Source organism: Bradyrhizobium aeschynomenes (assembly GCF_013178945.1).
In the GTDB taxonomy this organism is placed as follows: Bacteria; Pseudomonadota; Alphaproteobacteria; order Rhizobiales; family Xanthobacteraceae; genus Bradyrhizobium; species Bradyrhizobium aeschynomenes.
In genome coordinates this window covers 441,074-463,144 of record NZ_JABFDM010000002.1, presented here as the reverse complement: position 1 = coordinate 463,144, position 22,071 = coordinate 441,074, and the positions used below count along the sequence as shown (strand labels likewise).

Here is a 22,071-nt window from a genome sequence, read left to right as displayed (position 1 = left end):
CTGCATGGCACGTCCTCGGGGCCTGCACATGAAAACGGGCCGCGCTTGTGGCGCGGCCCGTGGCAAATTGGTGAAACCGAAAGGCGAAAGTGGCGAAACTTACGCCGCCATCGCCTTGGTCAGGTTCTCGGCGATCTTGTCGAGGAAGCCGGTGGTCGACAGCCAGCGCTGGTCGGCGCCGACCAGGAGCGCGAGGTCCTTGGTCATGTAGCCGGACTCGACGGTGTCGACGCAGACCTTCTCCAGGGTGGTGGCGAACCTGGCAAGCTCGGCGTTGTTGTCGAGCTTGGCGCGGTGCGACAGGCCACGCGTCCAGGCGAAGATCGACGCGATCGAATTGGTCGAGGTCTCCTTGCCCTTCTGGTGCTCGCGGAAGTGGCGGGTCACCGTGCCGTGGGCGGCCTCGGCCTCGACGGTCTGGCCGTCCGGCGTCATCAGCACCGAGGTCATCAGGCCGAGCGAGCCGTAACCCTGCGCCACGGTGTCGGACTGCACGTCGCCGTCATAGTTCTTGCAGGCCCAGACATAGCCGCCCGACCATTTCAGCGCCGCGGCGACCATGTCGTCGATCAGGCGGTGCTCATAGGTGATCTTCTTGGCCTCGAACTTGTCCTTGAACTCCTTGTCGTACACTTCCTGGAAGATGTCCTTGAAGCGGCCGTCATAGACCTTCAGGATCGTGTTCTTGGTCGACAGATAGACCGAATAGTTCTTGGCGAGGCCCATGTTGAGCGAGGCGCGGGCGAAGTCGTAGATCGACTCGTCGAGGTTGTACATCTCCATCGCCACGCCGGCGCCGGGAGCCTTGAAGACTTCCTTCTCGATCACCGTGCCGTCGTCGCCGACGAACTTCATCGTCAGCACGCCCTTGCCGGGGAACTTGAAGTCGGTGGCGCGGTACTGGTCACCATAGGCGTGGCGGCCGATGATGATCGGCTTGGTCCAGCCGGGGACCAGGCGCGGCACGTTCTTGCAGATGATCGGTTCGCGGAACACGACGCCGCCGAGGATGTTGCGGATGGTGCCGTTCGGCGACTTCCACATCTCCTTGAGGCCGAACTCCTTCACGCGGGCTTCGTCCGGGGTGATGGTGGCGCACTTGACGCCGACGCCGACCTTCTTGATGGCGTTGGCGGCATCGATCGTGATCTGGTCGTTGGTCTTGTCGCGGCTCTCCATCCCCAGGTCGAAATACTGCAGATCGATGTCAAGGAAGGGGTTGATCAGCTTGTCCTTGATGTACTGCCAGATGATCCGGGTCATCTCGTCGCCGTCGAGCTCGACGACCGGGTTGGTCACCTTGATTTTTGCCATGATCGATGGGGCCTTCTTGGGAACAGCGCGCCAGGAATGGAAAGCGCTTGTGAAATCAAGCGCGTCATAGCACTGCTGCATCGCGGGCGGAAGCCGAGCCGGTAGGCGCCCGGTGCCGATTTTCGTAGCCCTGCCATGCCATCGACGCCTCGCCCCCTCCCGTTTTGCGCAAACCGTAAAATTCTTGGCTAAGCCAGTTATTTTACTTGAGAATTCCCGGCAGCCGGGCCAACGGATCGGGCAGGGCGCCACGCCGGCGCTGTTAACGTGACGTGGAAGTTGAGGGGCAATCGTGTCGGGCACCGACAAGACGAAGGTGGGACTTGAGATCGCAGGCCCGGTGGTGGTCCTGGTCGAGCCGCAGCTCGGCGAGAACATCGGGATGGCCGCGCGCGCCATGGGCAATTTCGCGCTGTCGGAGCTGCGCCTGGTCAATCCCCGCGACGGCTGGCCGAACATCGCGGCCCAGCGCGCCGCGGCGGGGGCCGACCACATCATCGATCATGTCCGTCTGTTCGACACCCTGCCGGAGGCGATCGCCGATCTCGATCTGGTATTCGCGACCACGGCGCGCTCCCACGACCAGGCCAAGCCGGTAATGGGGCCGGAGGCGGCCGCGAGGGAGATGCAGGGCCAGATCGCGGCCGGCGGCCGGGCCGGCATCCTGTTCGGCCGCGAACGGGCGGGCCTCACCAACGAGGAGGTCGCCCGCGCCAACCGCATCGTCACCTATCCGGTCAATCCGGGCTTCGCCTCGCTCAACCTCGCCCAGGCGGTGCTGCTGATGGGCTACGAATGGTTCAAGCTGGTGACCGCGGGCGCGCTGCCGTTCGCGATGCCCGAACGCTCCGAGCGCTCCAGCCAGGGGCAGATGGAGGCGTTCTTCGAGAACCTTGTGCGCGAACTCGATCGGGTCGAATTCCTCCGGCCGGCCGAGAAGCGCGAGACCATGCTGGTCAATTTGCGCAACATCTTCTTCCGCATGGAGCCGAGCCGGCAGGACATCCACACGCTGCACGGTGTGATCATGGCGATCGCCGAGGGGCGCAAGGGGCCGGCCAAGGGCGGCGTGCTCGACAGCGAGCAGGCGACCCGCTTGCGGGCGCTGATCGCCGAGCAGGGCACGGTCGCCAACCTGCCGGATTCGCGCGGCTCGCTGCGCGGGCTCGCCCGGCTGCTCCGCCGCAACCCGACCGACGCCGAGCGCGCGTTGTGGCATGCGTTGTCGCGCGACCGCCGCTTCGCCGGCCAGTTCAAGCGCCAGACCCCGGTCGGCCGCCACATCCCCGACTTCGTCTCCTTCATCCACCGCCTCGCGATCGAGCTGGTGGGGAGTGACGAGAGCGAGGGCGTGGTCGCCGACCGCAGCGCACGGCGGGCTTGGCTGGAAAGCCGCGACTATCGCGTCACCGAGGTGAAGGCGGCTGATGTCGAGAGCAATCTGGAAGCCGAGCTGGTGCGGTTGCAGGGGCTGATCGCCGAGACCAAGTAGCCGAGCCGCTGATCGCGAGCCGCGTGGCGGCTACCAAGGGCTCCGCGCGTCCGTCCATCACGCGCAATCGTCGATTGAGTTGTCGCGTGGCTCACACGGCCCTGGCAACTTCATCTCGCGCCCGCTCGCCCGAGTCTGCGATCCCGTTTACACGTGCTGAACGATGTTTGGTGAACGCAATTGCAGATTGTGGCTCATCCGATCGGTTCTGATTAGATCGCAGCACAAAGAGCAAGATCTAAGGGGGCGTTCATGGCTACGCGACGATGGCATTCGTTTTTGTGTTGTGCGTTGATCATCGGTTCGGTCTTCGGCTTGTCGGCAAGCGCCCACGCAGCGGCCGCGAAGCGTTGCACGACCGCGGCTGATCTCGGCGCCGACGAGCGCATCGCTGGATGCACCGTCGTGATCGAGCACGGCAAGCCGGCGACGCCGCAGGTGATCGAAGCCCGTTTCGCGCGTGCCGGCGCCTACTTCAGCAAGGGAGATGTCGAGCATGCGATCGACGACTACAAGATCGTCATCGAGCAGTCCTCGGCCGGTCTTCTTGCCGCATTCGATCGCGCGGCTCCTGATCTGCGCGAGAGCGAGCCGCAGCCGGGGTCGGGTTTCGGGCGGGCATTCGGCCGCAACGGCTACCGGGCGAAGGCCTATCGCGCGCTGGGCATCGCAAGCTTCCAGGCAGGTCTCCTGGAGCAGTCGCAGGACGACTTCAGATGGCTCAGCGAGATCGATCCCAACAATGCCGAGGCGGCCCTGTGGCTGGATCTGGCCCGCCGCCGCGCCGGCCTGCCGAGCGAGCTCGCCGACCACGCGAAGCGGCTCGACATGAGCAAATGGCCGGCACCGATCGTCCGCCTCTTCCTCGGGCAGGAGACGGCAGAGGCTGTGCTTGCGGCGGCAGATCGCGGTGCTCCTGCCAGGCGCAAGGCACGGCGTTGCGAGGCGAGCTTCTTCGCCGGCGAGCTGATGCTCGACCAGAGTCGCGAGCGTGACGCCATGCAATTGATCGACCGGGCTGTCGCCGAATGTCCTTGGACATCGCGCGAACGGTCGGTCGCCGAGGCGGAGACGCGCGCGCTCCGTGTCATGCCGTAAGCGTCATGCGTCGCTCGCGCGGGAAGAACAATAGGCCCGGCAAGTCCCGCGGCGACCTGATTGCCGGCCGCATGCTTAACGCGCGCGTGCGCATTTGAGTGAAAATGCCCGGTCAAATCCGCACGGCGCGGGTTACGGAACGCTCGGGTTCGAACGGTATGATCTGCGCATTGCCCTTCCATCTTTGCAGCGGTGCGGCCTTTCATCATGAACGAAACCAGATCGGTGTTGCGGGACCTCGAGGATGCGATCGCGCGGGGGACCGCCGACAGCCGGGAGCGCGCGCTCTGGCATGCGACCGACCTGCTGATCGCGGGACGGTACTGCGAGGAGGAGATCGCCACCTTCGGCGAGGTCATCGGCCGGCTGGCCGATGAGATCGAGGTCGAAGCGCGTGCCAAACTCGCTGATCGTCTCGCCAGGATCGAATATTCACCGGCCAGCGTCATCCGCAAGCTCGCCTTCGATGACGAGATCTGGGTCGCCGGCCCGGTGCTGCGCGAATCCGAACGTCTCGACGATGCCACGCTGGTCGAGAACGCCAGCACCAAGAGCCAGGAGCATCTGCTCGCCATCGCCGAGCGCAAGACGCTGAGCCCGGCGGTCACCGACGTGCTGGCGACGCGCGGCAATCGGGACGTCGCCACGGCGGTGGCGCGCAATCACGGCGCACAGTTTTCCGGTGCCGGTTTCCTGCACATGGTGCAGCGGGCAGAGAACGATTCGATCCTCGCCGAGCACCTCGGCCGGCGGCTCGACATCCCGCGTCACCTGTTCCAGCAACTGATCGCCAAGGCTTCGGACGACGTCGGCAAGCGGCTGGCAGGGGAGCGGCCGGAGCTGCTCGGCGAGATCCACAGCTCGGTGGCCAACATCGCGGGCGACCTGCAATCGAAATTCGGCCCGGGTTCACGCAACTACTTCGTCGCCAAGCGCACTGTCTCGATCCAGCATCGCCTCGGCAATCTGCACGAGAGCAGCATTGCCGGATATGCGACCGCGCACAAGGTCGAGGAGGTGACGATCGGCCTCGCGCTGCTGTCGGGCCTTCCGGTCGACGTCGTCGAGCGGGCTCTGTTCGACCGCAACCGCGAGATGCTGCTGATGCTGGCCAAGGCGTTGCATTTCGGCTGGGACACGACGATGGCGCTCGCCTTTCTCGGCGCGCGCGATCACCGCATCACGGCGGGCGAGCTGCAGGACCTGGAGCGCGACTATGCGCGGCTCGACGTGCAGGCGTCGCGCAGCGTCATCGATTTCTATCAGTCGCGCAAGAACTCCGCCAAGGGCGGACGCGAGCAGCGCGCGCTCGCGCATTGACCGGGAAGCCAAGGACGAGGTGGTCGCGGATGAATGGCATGGGATTCCAATCTCGCGGTGGGCGAGGGCTCGTTCGTCGCGATGCGCCTGCGGACCGTGCGGCGGTCGATGCGGCCTGGCATGTGCTCGAAGCGGCCAATGAGCTCGGCGATGAGGCAACCGTCGCAGCCTGCCGGCGCGTGATCGACGCAAGCCTGAATGGCGCCGTCGCGGACCACGCCGACCAGAAGCTGGTGATCGACTACTTCCGCTAGCGCGACGACGAAACAGGCAAACGAAATAGGCAGACGAAGTAGGCAGACGAAGTAGGCAAGAGCAAGTCTGCTCAGACGGCGGCGAGCTGCGGATCCGTCTTGCTGCCGCGCTTCCCCGCCTTCAGCTTCGCGGGCTCGAACAGCGCACTGGCGGCGAGGCCCGCCGTGTCGGCGACCTCCGGATTGCGCGACACCATCGCCGCGACGATCGCGCCATCGATCAGAAGCGCCAATTGGTGCGCGAAGCTCTCGGGCTCCACGGCGCCCATGTCCCGGGCAAGCTTCTCGATATGCGCCAGCACTACCTTCTTGTGGCGCATCGCGATGGTGCGGAACTGCTTCTGGTCCTTGTCATGCTCGCCGACCGCATTGATGAAGGGGCAGCCGTAGAAGCGTTCCTCGCTGAACCAGCTCTTCAGCGCCGGGAAGATGCGCGCCAGCTTGGTCTCGGCATCGCCGCCGCCGCTCTCCATCTCGGCAATGAACCACTCGCGCCACTGCTTGCCCTCGCTTTCGAGCACGGCGGTGACGAGCGCGGTCTTCGATCCGAACAGCTTGTAGAGCGTGGTCTTCGCCGTGCCCGCCTCGCTGATGATGGCATCGATGCCGGTGGCGTTGATGCCGTTCTTGCAGAACAGCCGCGTCGCTGCACCGAGCAGCCGGCCCCGCGCGGATTCGTCATCGCCGGCGGAGATCGTCCGCGCGATCGCCTGCTTCTTGCCGATTTGTTTGCCCGCAGCTGACTTGCCCATGCGCACGAGCTTAGTCGCTGTGCGCGTGAGTCAGCAAGACTGCCGATGCCGCCGAGGCAGCGTTGCGCGTAATTTGATCGCGGCCGGCAGCATTCTGCATCGCACTTGGGCAGGCGCGGGGTGGGCGCTTTTCGCCACGATCGCCTAAACCGCGAGGATCATTCCGCCTTTTGAATTCCTGGGGCGCTGGCACGCTTCGTGCAGGAAACAGACCGTTCGGTATCCTCGATCCCAGGGAGAGAAATGAGATGACCGCTGTGGTTCAGAAGACGGCCCTGACGGGCTGCCTCGCACCCATCGACAAGAACGGGCTCGAACAGCTCATCGTCAACGGCAAGGCTAACCCCAAGGTCATCAAGACCCTGAAGTGCAAGACCGTGGCGGAGGGCAAGTTCCGCCACGCCAACTACATCCGCAACCTCGCGCCCTACATCGTCGACGAGCCGCCGGGGCTGCTCGGGGACGACACCGCGCCGAATCCGTCGGAGGCCTCGCTCGCCGCGCTCGGCTCCTGCCTGGCGGTGGGCCTGCACGCCAATGCCGTGCATCGCGGCTGGATCGTCAACAAGCTCGAGCTGGAGCTCGAGGGCGATCTCAACATCACCGCGGTCTGGGGCACCGGCGACGTCAGCGAGAAGCCGGTCGGCTTCACCGACGTCCGCGTCAAGGTCGACATGGAATGCGAGGGCATTCCGCAGGAGGAGGTCAAGGCGCTGATCGATCACGTCAAGAAGTGGTCGCCGGTCGCCAACACCTTCACCCGTCCGGTCAATCTCGAGGTCGGGATCTGAGGCGGCCTCAAGGCCAGGGCAGCGGAGGACGTTATGGGTTCACTCGGACAGCATCTGGCGGTTGATGGTGCGGGCGTCATGCCCGTGCCGTCGACCGTGGAGCAGGTCACGGCGATCGCGCGCAAGGAGCTCGCGCCGCTGGCCTCTGGCATCGACGCCGGGACGGTGTATCCGGCCGACGTGCTTCGCCGCTTCGGCGAGGTCGGCGCGTGGAGCAGCCATCTGCCGGAGAATGGTGCGGCGGATCTCAATTGCGCGATCGACGCCATCGGCGCGATCGGTGAGGTCTGCGGCGCCTCTGCCTTCATGGCGTGGTGCCAGAACACGCTGGTCTGGTACATCGCCAACTCGACCAACCAGGCGCTCGTCGACCGCCTGCTCGACGACGCCGCGAGCGGCCGGCTGCTCGGCGGCACCGGTCTGTCCAACCCGATGAAGAGCTTCTTCGGCATCGAGAAGCTCAAGCTGAAGGGGCGCAAGGTCGAGGGCGGCTACGTCGTGCGCGGCGTGCTGCCTTGGGTCTCCAATCTCGGGCCTGACCACATGTTCGGCACGATCTTCGAGCGCGAGGATGCGCCGGGCGAGATCGTGATGTTCGTCGCCGACTGCGCCGACCCGGCGGTGACCCTGCAACCGTGCCAGCCGTTCCTGGCGATGGACGGCACCGGCACCTACGGCATCCAGTTTCGCGACCTGTTCGTGCCGGACGAATTGATCCTGGCCGATCCCGCGGGGCCCTTCGTCAAGAAGATCCGCGCCGGCTTCATCCTGCTGCAGGCCGGCATGGCGCTCGGGCTGATCAAGGACTGCATCAAGATCATGCAGGAGGTCGAGGCGCCGCTCGGCCACGTCAACCGCTATCTGCCACAGCAGCCGGTCGACTTCCATGCGCTCGCCGACGAGCTCGCAAAGGAAACTTCTGAGCTCGCCAGCGATCCGTTCAACACCGACGAGACCTATTGGCGCAAGGTCGTCGCGCTGCGCCTGCGTGCCGGCGAGGCCAGCGTCGCTGCGGCGCATGCCGCGATGCTCCATTGCGGAGCCCGCGGCTATCTCAAGGGCAATCGCGCCGAACGCCGCCTGCGCGAGGCCTACTTCGTCGCGATCGTGACTCCCGCGACCAAGCAGCTCCGCAAGATGCTCGCCGACGGCTGACGCCGGCGAGAACGGCAAACCAACAAATCCCAACCAGGAGAGGCCTGCCATGACGGACGTTCTGATTACTGCCGGCGAACTCGCCGAGTTCATCAAGACCGAGCCGTGTGTCGTGATCGACACCCGCAATCCCGATGCCTACGCTGCGGGACATCTTCCCGGCGCCGTGAACGTCCATGAGATCTTCACCTATCTGGCGACGTCGACGCCGGAGGGCATCGCGGAGCTGAAGACGAAATTTGCCGACGCCTTCGGCGCTGCTGGACTGTCGGGCGCCGAGACGGCGGTCGTCTACGAGCAGTCGATGAACTCCGGTTTCGGGCAGTCGTGCCGCGGCTATTTCCTGCTCACGATGCTCGGCTATCCCAAGGTCAAGGTGCTGCATGGCGGCTTCGACGCCTGGGTTGCGGCTGGCAAGCCGGTGACGACCGATGTGCCGTCGCCGACCAAGGCCTCGTTCGCCATCGTGCCGGAGGCGGGCAGCATCCTGATCGACGCCAAGGCAATGCTGGCTGCCGTCGGCAATCCGGCGATCGCGATCCTCGACGTCCGCGACGTCGACGAGTGGATCGGCGATTCCTCCTCGCCCTACGGGAAGGATTTCTGCCCGCGCAAGGGCCGCATCCCCGGTGCCGTCTGGCTCGAATGGTACCGTATGATGAAGCCGACCGGCGAAGGTCCGCGCTTCAAGTCGAAGGACGAAATCCTCGCCGAATGCGCCACTGTCGGCATCACCGTGGATACGCCGGTCTATCTCTATTGCTTCAAGGGCGCGCGCGCCTCGAACACGTTCCTCGCGCTCAAGAATGCCGGCGTCAAGGATGTGCGCATGTACTTCGGCTCGTGGAACGAGTGGTCGCGCGATCCGTCGCTGCCGATCGAGGAAGGTCTGCCGATGCCGGCGATGACCAGCAAAGCGGCATAGAAGCTGCATGAGATGCACATCCGGCCGCTGAAAAATGCGGCCGGATGAGCAGTTCGAAGGCGCTGACAGCGCAGGTGTGACAAAGGGGCGCAGCACATGTCGATTTTCGATGATCCGTTCGATGCCGATTCACGCGTGAATGCCGGTTGTATCTGCGGCCAGCATCAGAGCCCGGCCGAACACGAGCACGCCATGCTGGCGCTGCGCTGTGAGCCGGTCGCGGACTCCCACGAGAAGCGCTACGAGAACGTCGTCGCGTCAGCGGTGCTGCGCGCGGTGTTTCCCGAAGTCACCACGCGGCGCGCGTTCCTGAAGACGGTCGGCGCCGCAACGGCGCTTGCGGCGGTGTCGCAGTTCTTCCCGCTGAAGACCGCGACCGAAGCCTTCGCCGAGGCCGGCACGCCGGAGAAGAAGGATCTCAAGGTCGGCTTCATTCCGATCACCTGCGCGACGCCCATCATCATGGCCGCGCCGCTCGGCTTCTATTCAAAGGCCGGCCTGAACGTCGAGGTCGTCAAGACCGCCGGTTGGGCCGTGATCCGCGACAAGACCATCAACAAGGAATACGACGCCTCGCACATGCTGGCGCCGATGCCGATCGCGATCTCGCTCGGCCTCGGGGCGCAGCCGATCCCGTTCACCGTGCCCGCAATCGAGAACATCAACGGGCAGGGCATTACGCTTGCGATGAAGCACAAGGACAAGCGCAACCCGAAGGACTGGAAGGGCATGAAGTTCGCCATTCCGTTCGACTATTCGATGCACAATTACCTGCTGCGCTATTACCTGGCCGAGCACGGCATCGATCCGGACACCGACGTGCAGCTGCGCTCGGTCCCGCCGCCGGAGATGGTCGCCAATCTCAGGGCTGACAACATCGACGGTTTCCTCGCGCCCGACAACATCTGCCAGCGCGCCATCTATGACGGCGTCGGTTTCCTGCACGTCCTGTCCAAGGAGATCTGGGACGGCCATCCCTGCTGCAGCTTTTCCGCCAGCCGTGAATTCATTACGACGGCGCCCAACAGCTTCGCCGCGCTGACCCGCGCCATCGTCGATGCCACTGCCTACGCGTCCAAGGCCGAAAACCGCAAGCAGATCGCCGAGGCCATCGCTCCGGCCAACTACATCAACGCGCCGGTGACCGTGCTGGAGCAGGTTCTGACCGGCACCTATGCCGACGGCCTCGGCGGCGTGAAAACGGATCCCAAGCGCGTCGATTTCGATCCCTTCCCGTGGCAGTCCTTCGCGGTATGGATGCTCACGCAGATGAAGCGCTGGGGGCAGATCAAGGGCGACGTCGACTACAAGAGCGTCGCCGAGCAGATCTATCTCGCAACCGACACCCGCAAGGTCATGACCGACATGGGCCTCACCCCGCCGAAGGACTCCTACAAGTCGTTCTCGGTGATGGGCAAGCCGTTCGATCCGACCAAGCCGGACGACTATGTCGCCAGCTTCAAGATCAAGAAGGCATCGTGATGGGAGCGATGGGCGCGACGATGCTGACCCGGTCAATGGTGTCGTCCCGGCGAACGCCGGGACCCATGCGCCGCGGCCTGTCGTGTGGCAGGGGCGGTAGCGACAATCTTATCCATCGACTGAGTTCGGTGGTTATGGATCCCGGCGTTCGCCGGGATGACGGCGGTGGGTGGGCCTGCTGATGACCGCCTCACTCCGCCTCCGCGCCGCGGTCGTCTCCATCGTTTTGCTCGCCGTCTTCCTCGGCGCTTGGCACATTGCCACGCGCAGCACCGGGACGGCCGCCAACATGAGCCCGGAATACGCCAAGCTGATGGGCATGACGGCGACCCAGGGCAAGTCGGCGATGCCTGGCCCGCTCGATATCGGCGCCAAGCTGTGGGAGCATCTGCGGCGGCCGTTCTACGACAATGGCCCGAACGACAAGGGGCTCGGCATCCAGCTCGCCTATTCGCTCGGGCGGGTCATGCTGGGCTATCTGATCGCGGTCGCGATCGCGATTCCGCTGGGTTTCCTGATCGGCATGTCGCCCTTGATGAGCAAGGCGCTCGATCCGTTCATCCAGATCCTCAAACCGATCTCGCCGCTCGCCTGGATGCCGCTGGCACTCTACACCATCAAGGATTCCAGCCTGTCGGCGATCTTCGTGATATTCATCTGCTCGGTGTGGCCGATGCTGATCAACACCGCCTTCGGGGTCGCCAGCGTGCGCAAGGAGTGGATCAACGTCGCGCGGACGCTGGAGGTCGGGAATATCCGCCGCGCCTTCACCGTCATCCTGCCGGCGGCGGCGCCGACGATCCTCACCGGCATGCGGATCTCGATCGGGATCGCTTGGCTGGTCATCGTCGCTGCCGAGATGCTCGTTGGCGGGACCGGGATCGGCTACTTCGTCTGGAACGAGTGGAACAACCTCTCGATCACCAACGTGATCATTGCGATCCTGTTGATCGGTGTCGTCGGCATGGTGCTGGACCAGATGCTCGCCCGCGTGTCGCGGCTCGTGACGTTTCCGGAGTAGGGCGTGCCATGACCGACAAGTTCATCTCCATCGAGGGGATCGCCAAGCGCTACGACGGCGCGCGGAGCACGACGATCTTCGAGAACCTCTGGCTCGGCATGGCCCGCGGCGAGTTCGTCTGCGTGATCGGGCATTCCGGCTGCGGCAAGACCACGGTGCTGAATATTCTCGCCGGGCTCGATGCGCCGAGCGAGGGCGCGGTCATCGTCGACGGCCAGGCCATCGAAGGCCCCAGCCTCGACCGCGCGGTCATCTTCCAGAGCCATGCGCTGCTGCCGTGGCGGACGGTGCTCGGCAACGTCGCCTATGCGGTCTCCTCGAAATGGCGCAGATGGGATCGCGCCAAGGTCAAGGCGCATGCACTCAAATATATCGAGTTGGTCGGCCTCGCCGGCTCCGAGCACAAGCGGCCCTCGGAGCTCTCCGGCGGCATGAAGCAGCGCGTCGGTATCGCCCGCGCATTGTCGATCACGCCGAAGATCATGCTGATGGACGAGCCGTTCTCCGCGCTCGACGCGCTGACGCGCGGCACCCTGCAGGACGAGGTCCGGCGCATCTGCGTCGAGACCGGGCAGACCGTGTTCATGATCACGCATGACGTGGACGAGGCCATCTATCTCGCCGACAAGATCGTGCTGATGACCAACGGACCCGGCGCGGTGCTGGCCGAGATCGTCGAGAACCCGCTGCCGAAGGACCGGCTGCGCGGCGACCTGCATCGCCACCCGCTGTACTATTCGTTGCGCAACCACATCATCGATTTCCTGGTCAGCCGCAGCAAGACCTTCACCGCGGAGACGCCGGACCACGATCCGCGCAAGGTGCCGGTGGTGAAGATCGGCCGGACCGAACCGACGATCGTGGCGTCCAAGGCGGCCGACAGCGATGCACCGCAGGCGGTGGCGCGCTGAGGCTCAGAGGAAACCCATCAACGAAGGCCCATCAAGGGAGACCAAGCATGAAGCGATCCGACCTCACCGAGAAGCTGCTCGACATCAAGCGCGAGAAGGGCTGGAGCTGGAAATACATCTGCGAGAAGATCGGCGGCTATTCCGAGGTGCTGATCGTCGGCGCCGTGCTCGGCCAGATGAAGCTGACCAAGCCGCAGGCGGCCAATGCCGGCGAGCTGTTCGGTCTCTCGAAGAGCGAGATCGCGATGCTGAACGAGACGCCGATGCGCGGCGAGGGCGTGCAGATGCCGCCGACCGATCCGCTGATCTATCGCTTCTACGAGCTCGTGATGATCAACGGTCCGGCGTGGAAGGAGCTGATCCAGGAGGAGTTCGGCGACGGCATCATGTCGGCGATCGATTTCGACATGGTGATGGAGCGCCTGCCGAACGCCAAGGGCGACCGCGTCAAGATCACGATGTCGGGCAAGTTCCTGCCGTACAAATACTACGGCGCCAGCGGCAATGTGCCGGAGTATGGCTTCAAGGAAGAGTAGGCGAGTTGCGAATGGCGAGTAGCGATCTCCACTATTCGCTACTCGCCCATTCGCTATGCGCCTGCTTTCACTATCCCGCCTTGACCTGCGCCACCGCGGTGGCCAGCAGCTCGCTCATCTTGGCGCGCACGTCCGCTTCGCTGACTGCAACGCCCTTGGCGGTGAGGTCACCCAGCACCTTGCGCAGCACGTCGGCATCGCCGGCCTCCTCGAAATCGGACGCGACGACCTCCTTGGCGTAGGCGTCGGCGTCGGCGCCGGACTTGCCGAGCTTTTCGGCGGCCCACAGGCCGAGGAGCTTGTTGCGGCGGGCTTCCGCCTTGAACTTCAATTCCTCGTCATGGGCGAATTGCTTCTCGAACGCGTCCTCGCGCTTGTCGAACGTGGTCATGGTCGGAACTTCCAGTGTTGCCGAAAAGGGTTAACCGCGGAGGCGGTTGCGGGGCGATGGCCGCACGCCTAAATAATTGGAACACCTTGTCAATACAACGGGCACGAGGCCGCAGGGAAGGGCGGTAAAACTCCTCCTCCGGGGTCTGGATCGATTGTGCTCGGGACACCAATGGGATAGGTTTCCCACAGGCCCGGTTCTTGTTCTGTTTCCTATGGATCCAGGCCCTCGCGGCAGCTCCGTCGTGGTCCTGTCCAAAGTCATCCGGAGCCCACCAATTTCATGGATTTCAACAAAACACGGTACATCCCAATGAGCCGTCGGCGTCGCATTTATGAAGGCAAGGCCAAGGTCCTGTACGAAGGTCCGGAGCCGGGCACCCTGATCCAGCACTTCAAGGACGACGCCACCGCCTTCAATGCCAAGAAGCACCAGGTGATCGAAGGCAAGGGCGTCCTCAACAACCGGATCTCGGAGTACCTGTTTCAGCACCTCAACGACATCGGGGTGCCGACCCACTTCATCCGTCGGCTCAACATGCGCGAGCAGCTGATTCGCGAGGTCGAGATCGTCCCGCTCGAGGTCGTGGTGCGCAACGTGGCCGCGGGCTCGCTGTCGCAGCGCCTGGGCATCGAGGAAGGCACCCAGCTGCCGCGTTCGATCATCGAATTTTATTACAAGAACGACCAGCTCAACGACCCCATGGTGTCGGAGGAGCACATCACCGCGTTCGGCTGGGCGACGCCCCAGGAGATCGACGACATCATGGCGCTCGCCATCCGCGTCAACGACTTCCTGACCGGCCTCTTCCTCGGCATCGGCATCCGCCTGGTCGATTTCAAGATGGAGTGCGGTCGGCTGTTCGAGAACGAGATGATGCGGATCATCGTCGCCGACGAGATTTCCCCCGATTCGTGCCGGCTGTGGGACATCAAGTCGAACGAGAAGCTCGACAAGGACCGCTTCCGTCGTGATCTTGGCGGCCTTCTGGAAGCCTATACCGAGGTCGCCAAGCGGCTCGGCATCCTCATCGAGAACGAGCGTCCGGCGGGCTCCGGCCCGGTCCTGGTCAAGAGCTAAGGGAAGCAAAGACGTGAAAGCGCGTGTCACGGTGACACTGAAAACCGGCATCCTCGATCCCCAGGGCAAGGCGATCGAGGGCGCCCTCAAATCGCTCGGCGTCGACGGCGTCGCCAGCGTGCGCCAGGGCAAGGTGTTCGACATCGAGCTCGCCGGCGCCGACAAGGCCAAGGCGGAGGCGGCGTTGAAGGCCGCCGCCGACAAGCTGCTAGCCAACACGGTGATCGAGAATTACCGGGTGGAGCTGTTGGGGTAGGGCAATGGCCGTGACCCACCGCGAGGTCTACGAGCTGTTGCTGGAGATCTCGCGTGATTTGGTCCGTGTCGAAAACTCAGTCGATGAGCTTCTTGGCAACGCACGAGCGTTGAACGAGGAGTTTTCGTCAAACTCACAGACCCTCGCAACATTGCGAGGGAGCGATCCTCGAGCAAGCAATTAGAGATCATGAAATCCGCCGTCCTCGTCTTCCCCGGCATCAACCGCGAACGCGACATGGCGCGGGCGCTGCGCATGATCTCCGGCCATGAGCCGGCGATGGTCTGGCACGCCGAGACGTCGCTGCCCAAGGGCACCGATCTCGTGGTGGTCCCCGGTGGCTTCTCCTATGGCGATTATCTGCGCTGTGGCGCGATCGCGGCGCGGGCGCCGGTGATGGACGCGGTGCGCGATCACGCCGCCAAGGGCGGATTGGTGCTCGGCGTCTGCAACGGCTTCCAGATCCTGTGCGAATCCGGCCTGCTGCCGGGCGTGCTGATGCGCAACGACAGGCTGAAGTTCATCTGCAAGGACGTGCATCTGCGCGTCGAGCGCTCGGATTCGCCGTTCACCCGCGGCTACAATGCAGGGCAGGTCATCCGCGTGCCGGTCGCCCATGGCGAGGGCAACTACGCGGCGGACGAGGAGACCTTGAAGCGGCTCAATGGCGATGGGCGCGTGCTCTACCGCTATTGCTCGGCCGATGGTGAGGTCGGCGACCTCAGCAACATCAACGGTGCGGCGCATTCCATCGCCGGAATCGTCAACGAGAACGGGAATGTGCTCGGCATGATGCCGCATCCCGAGAATCACGTCGAGGACATCATGGGCTGCACCGACGGCCGCGGGCTGTTCGCCGGCCTCGTCGCGCATCTCGACCGCGCCGCCTGATCACCTCGCAACGCCGTCACGTGTCGTTCGGCCGCTCGCCGGCCGGACCTACAAACGACCGATTGGTGATCGAGGTTGCGGGACGTTCCTCCATCTCCCGGATGTCCATGACGTCCGCCCCTGCCTCGATCCCGACGGTGCCTTGATGTCGACGCTGCCTCTCACTGGGCGCGCCCTGCGCTGGCTGCTCTTGTCCGCGTTGCTCTCGGTTGTCCCCGGCATTGGCGCGGCTCGGGCTGAGACACCGGCGGCAGCGCCCGCGGCCGCCGCTGCGCCGTTCGCGGTGAGCGGCTGGAAACCGCAGCGGCCGAACGGCACCGACGTGACCTTCTTCCTGTGCGAGGACGCCAAATGCGGCCCCGGTTCGAAGGTGAGCTATCGGCTCTACCCGCCCAACACGACCATGACGATCGAGCAATTCCGCGCCTCTCAGGAGCAGACTATCAAGCTGCTGGACCGGCGCGTGCCAGGCCAGACCACCACGATTCTCGGCGTCGATGGCGACAAGGGCACCGGTGTGCCGCGGGTGTTTCGTGTCAGGCGCCTGAAGGTGGCACCCGACGGGACCCGGGAATATCAGGTCAGCGGCGTGCTGTTCGGGGTGAAGGGCAGTGCGAGCCTGATTAGCTCGGCGGATAGCGAGAAAGGCAGCACCACCAACTTTGCGCAGTTTGCCGTTCCGGTCCTGGTTCTGCTCGGGCTGCCGCCGCGGCAGTGACTGTAAGCGCAACGGTCCGCAGCGCGACGCTTCGCATCTTTGCCCGCACGCGGTCCTGGGCTTCGATGAAGGCGCCGTTCATCGAAATCGTTCCGCGCGATTTTTCTGAGCCGCTCGGCAACGCCGGGCGGCTGTTCGCGTTGTCCGCCCGCGAATGGGGCAGGGAACCAAGGAGGTTCTCTCATGACGACGAAACATTGGCTGGGAACGGCCGCAATCATTCTGGCGATCGGCACGGCATCCGGTGCTGCATCGGCCCAATCCGAGATGAAGCGCGAGGGCGGCCCCGCCGCTTCGTCGGCGCGCGAGGCGACGCGTCCGGCTGCCGAGGCGAAGGGCGAGGCCAAGGGTGAGGTGAAGAGTGGCGCCGCGGCCGCCGAGCGCGCAGGGTCCGAGGCGAAGCAGAGCGCGCAGGAGCAGCGTCGCGGCGAGCCTTCGTCGACTTCAGGGCGCGAGCAGGCGCAGGAACGATCGTCCGAGCGTTCGGCGCATGACGCCAAGCAAAGCGCCGAGAGCAAAGGCGGTGCAGCCGCCGAGCGCGGCCGCGATGCCAAGGACAGCGCCGAGTCGAAGTCGGCGACCGACAGCAAGCAGGCCGACAAGCAAGCAGACGGCAAGACCAAGGCCGAATCCAAGGCAGAGTCCAAGGCGCAGCAGGACCGTGCCGCAGAATCCAAATCGGGCGGGAAGTCCGACCGCGAGGCGGATCGCAGCGACCGTAACGGCCCCGACAAGGACAAGACCCGGCAGAGCCAGGACGAACGCAAGTCCGGCACGTCCGACAAGGCTGCGGACAAGGCCTCCGACAAGCCGGACAACGACCGCAACAAGCAGGCCAATCAGCCCAGTGGCAGTGGGGCGGAGACCAAGAGCTCGACTGCGCAACAGAACCAGCAGACGGGTCCGGCCGGCGCCGCTCAACAGACCGGACAGGCCAACAATCAGGCCCAGCCGAACGGCAACCGCACCAACGCCCAGGTTCAGGTCAACGACCAGCAGCGAACGCAGGTCGTCGACCGGTTGCGCCGTGATCGCGATCTCGACCGCGCGCGCACCGACATCAACATTCGCATCAATGTCGGCGAGCGCCTGCCGGAGCGCGTGCGGCCGCGTCCGCTTCCGACCGACATCATCGCGATCGTGCCGGAATATCGCGGCTACGAATACACCGTGGTGCATGACGAGATCGCGATCGTCGATCCGCGCAGCCGCGAGATCGTCGATGTGATTCCGCAGAACGGTGTGCGTGCCGACCGTGGCTATGATCGCGGCGGCTATGGCGTTAACTCGACCCATATCGTGCTGTCGGATGATCAGCGCCAGATCCTGCGTCGCGCGGCCACCGAGACGGGTACCGTGGGCTCGACGACATCGTCGTCTTCCACGTCGTCCGGATCGAGCTGCCTGAGCTTGCGCCGCGTGCCCGACGAGCTCGCCCGCGCCAATCCGGAGCTCGCGAACTATCAGTATCTTGCGATCGGCGAGCAGGTCATTCTGGTCGACCCGCGGGATCAGAAGGTGGTGCAGGTCATCGACCAGCAGCAGTAACACCCCGCGGCGAGTTTCGCGGTTCGAGGGGCGGGAGCGCGACGCGCTTCCGCCCTTTTTTGATAGGAAGGATGGCGTTCCGTACGACGATCGAACATGCCTCCGTCCTTCGTTTGAACCCTCTGTTGCCCGGACGCGTCAAACCGACATCGTCGATCGGGTGGGTGCGGCGGGCCGGATTGTCGGCCGCGCCCGCCCACGCTATCAACGTCGGCGTGTGTAACGCTGGCCGTGAGGGGGGTCTGCCGTGCCTGTCGCACTTGTCGTACTGCTGCTCGACATTTCGCTGATCTACCATGCCTCGCGTACCGGGCGCATGCAGCCCTGGGCCTTCATCATCCTGATGGTGCCGATGATCGGCGCGCTGGCCTACATTGTGGTCGAGCTGATCCCCGAATGGCTCGGCAGTCACGACGTGCAGAAGGCGCGCAAGCGCGTCGCCAACAAGCTCGATCCCGAAAAATACTATCGCGAGTTGTCGGATCGCGTCGCTGTCACCGACACGATCGCCAACCGCGCCGCGCTGGCCGAGGAATGCGTGACCGTCGGTCGCTATGACGAGGCCGAGCAGCACTACGACCACATTCTCAGCCTGCCGATGGGCCATGAGCCGCTGTTCGCACTCGGCAAGGCCAAGGCCCAGTTCGCGCGCAGGCGACCCGCAGATGCGCTGGCGACGCTCGACAACCTACAGAAGACCTGGCCGGACTACCATTCAGCTGAAGCGCATCTGCTGTACGCACGAGCTCTGCAGGATGCCGGTCGCACCGACGAGGCGATCGAGGAATACCAGGCGCTGCTGGACTACGCGCCGAGCAGCGAGACGAAGGCGCGTTATGGCACGTTGCTCAAATCGGTCGGGCGTGTCGACGAGGCCAAGGTGGTCTTCACGGAGCTCCTGATCCAGATGAAGCGCTCCCCGCGCCATGTCCGGAAGGCCCAGGCCGAGTGGATCGCGATCGCCGAGAAGCAGATCGCGGGGTAGCGGGGGCGGTTGGCGACGAACGCTCCCTCCACGCGTCATTCCGGGGCGCGCGCAGCGCGAGCCCGGAATCCATACTCACGAACGGGCATGTGTCGCGAGCTGCGCGTGGCGCCGATCTCCGTCCCAACCACCGCTCGGGGTTATGGATTCCGGGCTCATTCGCGCTGCTTCAAAATGGCTTCGCCATTTTGCGCGCGAATGCCCCGGAATGACGGCGAGCTATTGGCTCCCGCTACGGCGAGCTCGCCGCCTCCGGCGTCCGCCGCTTCACCCGCTTGATCGTGCCGGAGAACGAGAACAGCGGCTTGGTGCCGGAATGCAGCATGCCGCGCAGGAAGATCAGCGAGGCGCCAGCGCGGGTGACCTCGCCGGTGGCCTCGATCAATTCGCCCTCCCGCGCAGCGTCGAGGAATTCGGAGGAGAACGACACGGTGACGCCCGGTCCCTGCAGGATCGGCGCGGCAAAAGCGAACAGGCAGTAGTCGGCGAAGGTCATCAGGCAGCCGCCATGGACGTTGCCGGCGCCGTTGAGGTGCTTCTTCTCGACCCGGAAGGCGCAGCGGATCGAGCCGTCCTCCTCCATCCGGTGCCAAAACGGGCCGGTGTGGGATTCGTAGCTGTCGCGCATCCAGGTGCGCCAGCCGGCGAATTCGCCGTCGGTGGCGATGTGGATACCGGGGCGGTTCTCGAAGGCGGAACGGGACAGGTCGTGCACGAGTGGGGGCCTTTAATTGTTGATTTACCGTCTTAAATCCGATCAGTCGCCATTCTGCAAATATCCCGCGGGGCGGTCCGGGCCAAAGCTCTGGACAGGGCGGAATAGGGCCGTAAAAGGCCTTTTCCCACTTGGCCTCTGTATCTATGAAGCAGGGTTCAAGGGACCAGCGGCCCACGGGGCAAAGGCATTTCTCCATGCGCAATGAACCGCAGATCACCCCCGAGCTCGTCGCCGCCCACGGCCTGAAGCCCGACGAATATGAGCGCATCCTGAAGCTGATCGGCCGGGAGCCGACCTTTACCGAGCTCGGCATCTTCTCGGCGATGTGGAACGAGCACTGCTCGTACAAGTCGTCGCGTATTCATCTGCGGGGCCTGCCGACCAAGGCGCCCTGGGTGATCCAGGGCCCCGGCGAGAATGCCGGCGTGATCGACATCGGCGACGGCCAGGCCGTCGTGTTCAAGATGGAGAGCCACAACCACCCGAGCTACATCGAGCCGTACCAGGGGGCCACGACCGGCGTCGGCGGTATCCTGCGCGACGTCTTCACGATGGGCGCACGCCCGATCGCGTGCCTCAACGCGCTGTCGTTCGGCGCGCCCGAGCACCCCAAGACCAAGCATCTCGTTTCGGGCGTCGTCGCCGGCATCGGCGGCTATGGAAATTCGTTCGGCGTGCCGACGGTGGGCGGCCAGACTCGCTTCCACACCCGCTACGACGGCAACATCCTGGTCAACGCCATGGCGGTGGGCCTCGCCGACGCCGACAAGATCTTCTATGCGGCTGCCTCCGGCGTGAACATGCCGATCGTCTATCTCGGCTCCAAGACCGGCCGCGACGGCATCCACGGCGCCTCGATGGCCTCGGCCGAGTTCGACGATTCCTCCGAGGAAAAGCGCCCGACGGTGCAGGTCGGCGATCCCTTCGCCGAGAAGCTGCTGCTGGAGGCGTGCCTCGAGATCATGGCCGCCGACTGCGTGATCGCGATCCAGGACATGGGCGCGGCCGGCCTGACCTGCTCGGCGGTCGAGATGGGCGCCAAGGGCGACCTCGGCGTCGACCTCGATCTCAATTGCGTGCCGACCCGTGAGACCGGCATGAGCGCCTACGAGATGATGCTCTCCGAAAGCCAGGAGCGCATGCTCATGGTGCTGAAGCCGGAGAAGGAGAAGGAAGCCGAGGCGATCTTCCGCAAATGGGGCCTCGATTTCGCCGTCGTCGGCTACACCACGCCGAGCAAGCGCTTCGTCGTCAAGCATGGCGGCGACGTCATGGCGGATCTTCCGATCAAGGAGCTGGGCGACGAGGCGCCGCTGTATGACCGTCCGCATGTCGCCTCGCCGGCGCTGCCGGTGATCCATGCTCGCGAGGTCAAGCCGCCGATGGACATCGTCCCGGCGCTGGAGAAGCTGATCGCGACGCCGGATCTGTGCTCGAAGCGCTGGATCTGGGAGCAGTACGACCACGTCATTCTCGGCAACACCGTGCAGCGCCCCGGCGGCGACGCCGCCGTCGTGCGCGTGCAGGATGGGCCGAAGGGGCTCGCGCTGACCGTCGACGTCACGCCGCGCTATTGCGAGGCTGACCCGTTCGAGGGCGGCAAGCAGGCCGTGGCGGAAGCCTGGCGCAACATCACCGCTGTCGGCGGCCGGCCGCTCGCCATCACCGATAATCTCAATTTCGGCAATCCGGAGCGGCCCGAGATCATGGGCCAGTTCGTCGGCTGCCTGAAGGGCATCTCGGAGGCCTGCCGCGCGCTCGACTTCCCGGTCGTGTCCGGCAACGTCTCGCTCTACAACGAGACCAACGGCCGGGCGATCCTGCCGACGCCCTCGATCGGCGGCGTCGGCCTGCTCGACGACTTCACCAAGTCGGCGAGCATCGCCTTCAAGGGCGAGGGCGAGGCCATCCTTCTGATCGGCGAGACCCACGGCTGGCTCGGCCAGTCGGTTTATCTACGCGATGTCTGCGGCCGCGAGGAGGGCGCTCCTCCGCCGGTCGACCTCGCCGCCGAGAAGCGGATCGGCGATGTCGTGCGCGGCATGATCCATGCGGGAACGGCGACGGCTGCACACGATCTCTCCGATGGCGGCCTGCTGGTCGCGCTCGCAGAGATGGCGATGGCCTCCGGCATCGGCGCGCGCCTCCTGTCGGCGCCGGCGTCGATCGTGCCGCATGCCTATTGGTTCGGCGAGGATCAGGCGCGCTATCTCGTGACGGTGCCGGAGACCGAAGCCGGCCGCGTGCTCGCCAAGATGCGCGGCGCGAACGTGCCTTGCACGCGGATCGGCACCACGGGCGGGACGGCGCTGGCCATCGCGGGCGAAGCCTCGGTCGAGGTCGACGCGCTGAAGAGCCGCTTCGAAAGCTGGCTGCCGGCCTACATGGGCGGTAGCGCCGCATAAGCCAACGCTGTCGTTCCGGACAAGCTAT

Annotated in this window: 22 protein-coding genes; 18 read left to right on the top strand and 4 right to left on the bottom strand. The window is 65.0% G+C overall.

Annotated features, from left to right (window positions below):
• Positions 1-99: 99 nt before the first annotated feature.
• On the bottom strand, positions 100-1,314 hold the full coding sequence (locus HL666_RS06820; protein WP_172113724.1) for an NADP-dependent isocitrate dehydrogenase: 1,215 nt from the start codon (positions 1,312-1,314) through the stop codon (positions 100-102).
• Positions 1,315-1,606: 292 nt separating this feature from the next.
• Between HL666_RS06820 and HL666_RS06815 the strand changes: the two genes are divergently transcribed.
• The 4 genes from HL666_RS06815 to HL666_RS06800 all read left to right on the top strand — a co-directional run bounded on the left by HL666_RS06815 (position 1,607) and on the right by HL666_RS06800 (position 5,478).
• Positions 1,607-2,806 carry a TrmJ/YjtD family RNA methyltransferase gene (locus HL666_RS06815; protein WP_172180539.1) on the top strand — a complete coding sequence of 400 codons (1,200 nt, stop codon included), beginning with the start codon at positions 1,607-1,609 and terminating at the stop codon, positions 2,804-2,806.
• 315 nt (positions 2,807-3,121) lie between these two features.
• Complete coding sequence (locus HL666_RS06810) at positions 3,122-3,904, top strand: hypothetical protein (protein WP_246741479.1); 783 nt, start codon at positions 3,122-3,124, stop codon at positions 3,902-3,904.
• Between the two features lie 207 nt (positions 3,905-4,111).
• Complete coding sequence (locus tag HL666_RS06805) at positions 4,112-5,224, top strand: DUF2336 domain-containing protein (RefSeq protein WP_172113727.1); 1,113 nt, start codon at positions 4,112-4,114, stop codon at positions 5,222-5,224.
• Positions 5,225-5,262: 38 nt separating this feature from the next.
• Positions 5,263-5,478 carry a hypothetical protein gene (locus HL666_RS06800; protein WP_172113728.1) on the top strand — a complete coding sequence of 72 codons (216 nt, stop codon included), beginning with the start codon at positions 5,263-5,265 and terminating at the stop codon, positions 5,476-5,478.
• 71 nt (positions 5,479-5,549) lie between these two features.
• Here HL666_RS06800 and HL666_RS06795 read toward each other — a convergent pair whose 3' ends face one another.
• Positions 5,550-6,230: a TetR/AcrR family transcriptional regulator gene (locus HL666_RS06795; RefSeq protein WP_172113729.1), complete on the bottom strand. Its 681-nt coding sequence runs from the start codon at positions 6,228-6,230 to the stop codon at positions 5,550-5,552.
• Positions 6,231-6,478: 248 nt separating this feature from the next.
• Here HL666_RS06795 and HL666_RS06790 point away from each other — a divergent pair, with 248 nt between their 5' ends.
• The 7 genes from HL666_RS06790 (at position 6,479) to cynS (ending at position 13,051) form a co-directional block, all read left to right on the top strand.
• Entirely contained in the window at positions 6,479-7,021 is a 543-nt protein-coding gene (locus HL666_RS06790; protein ID WP_172113730.1) for an OsmC family protein, read from the top strand.
• A gap of 33 nt (positions 7,022-7,054) precedes the next feature.
• Positions 7,055-8,176, top strand: a complete 1,122-nt coding sequence (locus tag HL666_RS06785; protein WP_172113731.1) for an acyl-CoA dehydrogenase family protein — start codon at positions 7,055-7,057, stop codon at positions 8,174-8,176.
• Between the two features lie 49 nt (positions 8,177-8,225).
• The gene (locus HL666_RS06780) at positions 8,226-9,101 is read left to right on the top strand and encodes a sulfurtransferase (RefSeq protein WP_172131019.1); all 876 of its coding nucleotides are present in this window, start codon (positions 8,226-8,228) and stop codon (positions 9,099-9,101) included.
• A 96-nt stretch (positions 9,102-9,197) separates the two neighbouring features.
• Positions 9,198-10,583, top strand: coding sequence for an ABC transporter substrate-binding protein (locus tag HL666_RS06775; RefSeq protein ID WP_172113733.1), 1,386 nt, complete (start codon positions 9,198-9,200; stop codon positions 10,581-10,583).
• A gap of 181 nt (positions 10,584-10,764) precedes the next feature.
• Positions 10,765-11,604, top strand: a complete 840-nt coding sequence (ntrB, locus tag HL666_RS06770; protein WP_172113734.1) for a nitrate ABC transporter permease — start codon at positions 10,765-10,767, stop codon at positions 11,602-11,604.
• 8 nt (positions 11,605-11,612) lie between these two features.
• The gene (locus tag HL666_RS06765; RefSeq protein WP_172180536.1) at positions 11,613-12,515 is read left to right on the top strand and encodes an ABC transporter ATP-binding protein; all 903 of its coding nucleotides are present in this window, start codon (positions 11,613-11,615) and stop codon (positions 12,513-12,515) included.
• A 47-nt stretch (positions 12,516-12,562) separates the two neighbouring features.
• Positions 12,563-13,051: a cyanase gene (cynS, locus tag HL666_RS06760; RefSeq protein ID WP_009030685.1), complete on the top strand. Its 489-nt coding sequence runs from the start codon at positions 12,563-12,565 to the stop codon at positions 13,049-13,051.
• Positions 13,052-13,121: 70 nt separating this feature from the next.
• On the opposite strand, the gene HL666_RS06755 is transcribed toward cynS, so the two are convergent.
• Positions 13,122-13,442: a DUF1476 domain-containing protein gene (locus HL666_RS06755; RefSeq protein ID WP_172113736.1), complete on the bottom strand. Its 321-nt coding sequence runs from the start codon at positions 13,440-13,442 to the stop codon at positions 13,122-13,124.
• 312 nt (positions 13,443-13,754) lie between these two features.
• Between HL666_RS06755 and purC the strand changes: the two genes are divergently transcribed.
• From purC to HL666_RS06725, 6 genes are all read left to right on the top strand, one after another.
• Complete coding sequence (gene purC, locus HL666_RS06750; RefSeq protein WP_016843454.1) at positions 13,755-14,522, top strand: phosphoribosylaminoimidazolesuccinocarboxamide synthase; 768 nt, start codon at positions 13,755-13,757, stop codon at positions 14,520-14,522.
• 13 nt (positions 14,523-14,535) lie between these two features.
• The gene (gene purS, locus HL666_RS06745; RefSeq protein ID WP_172113737.1) at positions 14,536-14,778 is read left to right on the top strand and encodes a phosphoribosylformylglycinamidine synthase subunit PurS; all 243 of its coding nucleotides are present in this window, start codon (positions 14,536-14,538) and stop codon (positions 14,776-14,778) included.
• 189 nt (positions 14,779-14,967) lie between these two features.
• Positions 14,968-15,669 carry a phosphoribosylformylglycinamidine synthase subunit PurQ gene (purQ, locus tag HL666_RS06740; RefSeq protein WP_172180534.1) on the top strand — a complete coding sequence of 234 codons (702 nt, stop codon included), beginning with the start codon at positions 14,968-14,970 and terminating at the stop codon, positions 15,667-15,669.
• Positions 15,670-15,814: 145 nt separating this feature from the next.
• Positions 15,815-16,387 (top strand): hypothetical protein, encoded by a 573-nt coding sequence (locus HL666_RS06735; RefSeq protein ID WP_246741478.1) that lies wholly within the window; start codon positions 15,815-15,817, stop codon positions 16,385-16,387.
• A 267-nt stretch (positions 16,388-16,654) separates the two neighbouring features.
• Positions 16,655-17,935, top strand: a complete 1,281-nt coding sequence (locus tag HL666_RS06730; RefSeq protein ID WP_246741499.1) for a DUF1236 domain-containing protein — start codon at positions 16,655-16,657, stop codon at positions 17,933-17,935.
• Between the two features lie 247 nt (positions 17,936-18,182).
• Positions 18,183-18,920 carry a tetratricopeptide repeat protein gene (locus HL666_RS06725; protein WP_172180531.1) on the top strand — a complete coding sequence of 246 codons (738 nt, stop codon included), beginning with the start codon at positions 18,183-18,185 and terminating at the stop codon, positions 18,918-18,920.
• 232 nt (positions 18,921-19,152) lie between these two features.
• On the opposite strand, the gene HL666_RS06720 is transcribed toward HL666_RS06725, so the two are convergent.
• Positions 19,153-19,635 (bottom strand): PaaI family thioesterase, encoded by a 483-nt coding sequence (locus HL666_RS06720; RefSeq protein WP_172180529.1) that lies wholly within the window; start codon positions 19,633-19,635, stop codon positions 19,153-19,155.
• 197 nt (positions 19,636-19,832) lie between these two features.
• Between HL666_RS06720 and purL the strand changes: the two genes are divergently transcribed.
• Positions 19,833-22,043: a phosphoribosylformylglycinamidine synthase subunit PurL gene (gene purL / locus HL666_RS06715; protein WP_172131010.1), complete on the top strand. Its 2,211-nt coding sequence runs from the start codon at positions 19,833-19,835 to the stop codon at positions 22,041-22,043.
• Positions 22,044-22,071 lie beyond the last annotated feature (28 nt).

Coding starts and splice junctions, on each gene's coding strand:
- HL666_RS06820 (WP_172113724.1), bottom strand. CDS start 1,314: ATGGCAAAAATCAAGGTGACCAACCCGGTCGTCGAGCTCGACGGCGAC.
- HL666_RS06805 (WP_172113727.1), top strand. CDS start 4,112: ATGAACGAAACCAGATCGGTGTTGCGGGACCTCGAGGATGCGATCGCG.
- HL666_RS06800 (WP_172113728.1), top strand. CDS start 5,263: ATGGGATTCCAATCTCGCGGTGGGCGAGGGCTCGTTCGTCGCGATGCG.
- HL666_RS06795 (WP_172113729.1), bottom strand. CDS start 6,230: ATGGGCAAGTCAGCTGCGGGCAAACAAATCGGCAAGAAGCAGGCGATC.
- HL666_RS06790 (WP_172113730.1), top strand. CDS start 6,479: ATGACCGCTGTGGTTCAGAAGACGGCCCTGACGGGCTGCCTCGCACCC.
- HL666_RS06785 (WP_172113731.1), top strand. CDS start 7,055: ATGGGTTCACTCGGACAGCATCTGGCGGTTGATGGTGCGGGCGTCATG.
- HL666_RS06780 (WP_172131019.1), top strand. CDS start 8,226: ATGACGGACGTTCTGATTACTGCCGGCGAACTCGCCGAGTTCATCAAG.
- HL666_RS06775 (WP_172113733.1), top strand. CDS start 9,198: ATGTCGATTTTCGATGATCCGTTCGATGCCGATTCACGCGTGAATGCC.
- ntrB (WP_172113734.1), top strand. CDS start 10,765: ATGACCGCCTCACTCCGCCTCCGCGCCGCGGTCGTCTCCATCGTTTTG.
- HL666_RS06765 (WP_172180536.1), top strand. CDS start 11,613: ATGACCGACAAGTTCATCTCCATCGAGGGGATCGCCAAGCGCTACGAC.
- cynS (WP_009030685.1), top strand. CDS start 12,563: ATGAAGCGATCCGACCTCACCGAGAAGCTGCTCGACATCAAGCGCGAG.
- HL666_RS06755 (WP_172113736.1), bottom strand. CDS start 13,442: ATGACCACGTTCGACAAGCGCGAGGACGCGTTCGAGAAGCAATTCGCC.
- purC (WP_016843454.1), top strand. CDS start 13,755: ATGAGCCGTCGGCGTCGCATTTATGAAGGCAAGGCCAAGGTCCTGTAC.
- purQ (WP_172180534.1), top strand. CDS start 14,968: ATGAAATCCGCCGTCCTCGTCTTCCCCGGCATCAACCGCGAACGCGAC.
- HL666_RS06735 (WP_246741478.1), top strand. CDS start 15,815: ATGTCGACGCTGCCTCTCACTGGGCGCGCCCTGCGCTGGCTGCTCTTG.
- HL666_RS06730 (WP_246741499.1), top strand. CDS start 16,655: ATGAAGCGCGAGGGCGGCCCCGCCGCTTCGTCGGCGCGCGAGGCGACG.
- purL (WP_172131010.1), top strand. CDS start 19,833: ATGCGCAATGAACCGCAGATCACCCCCGAGCTCGTCGCCGCCCACGGC.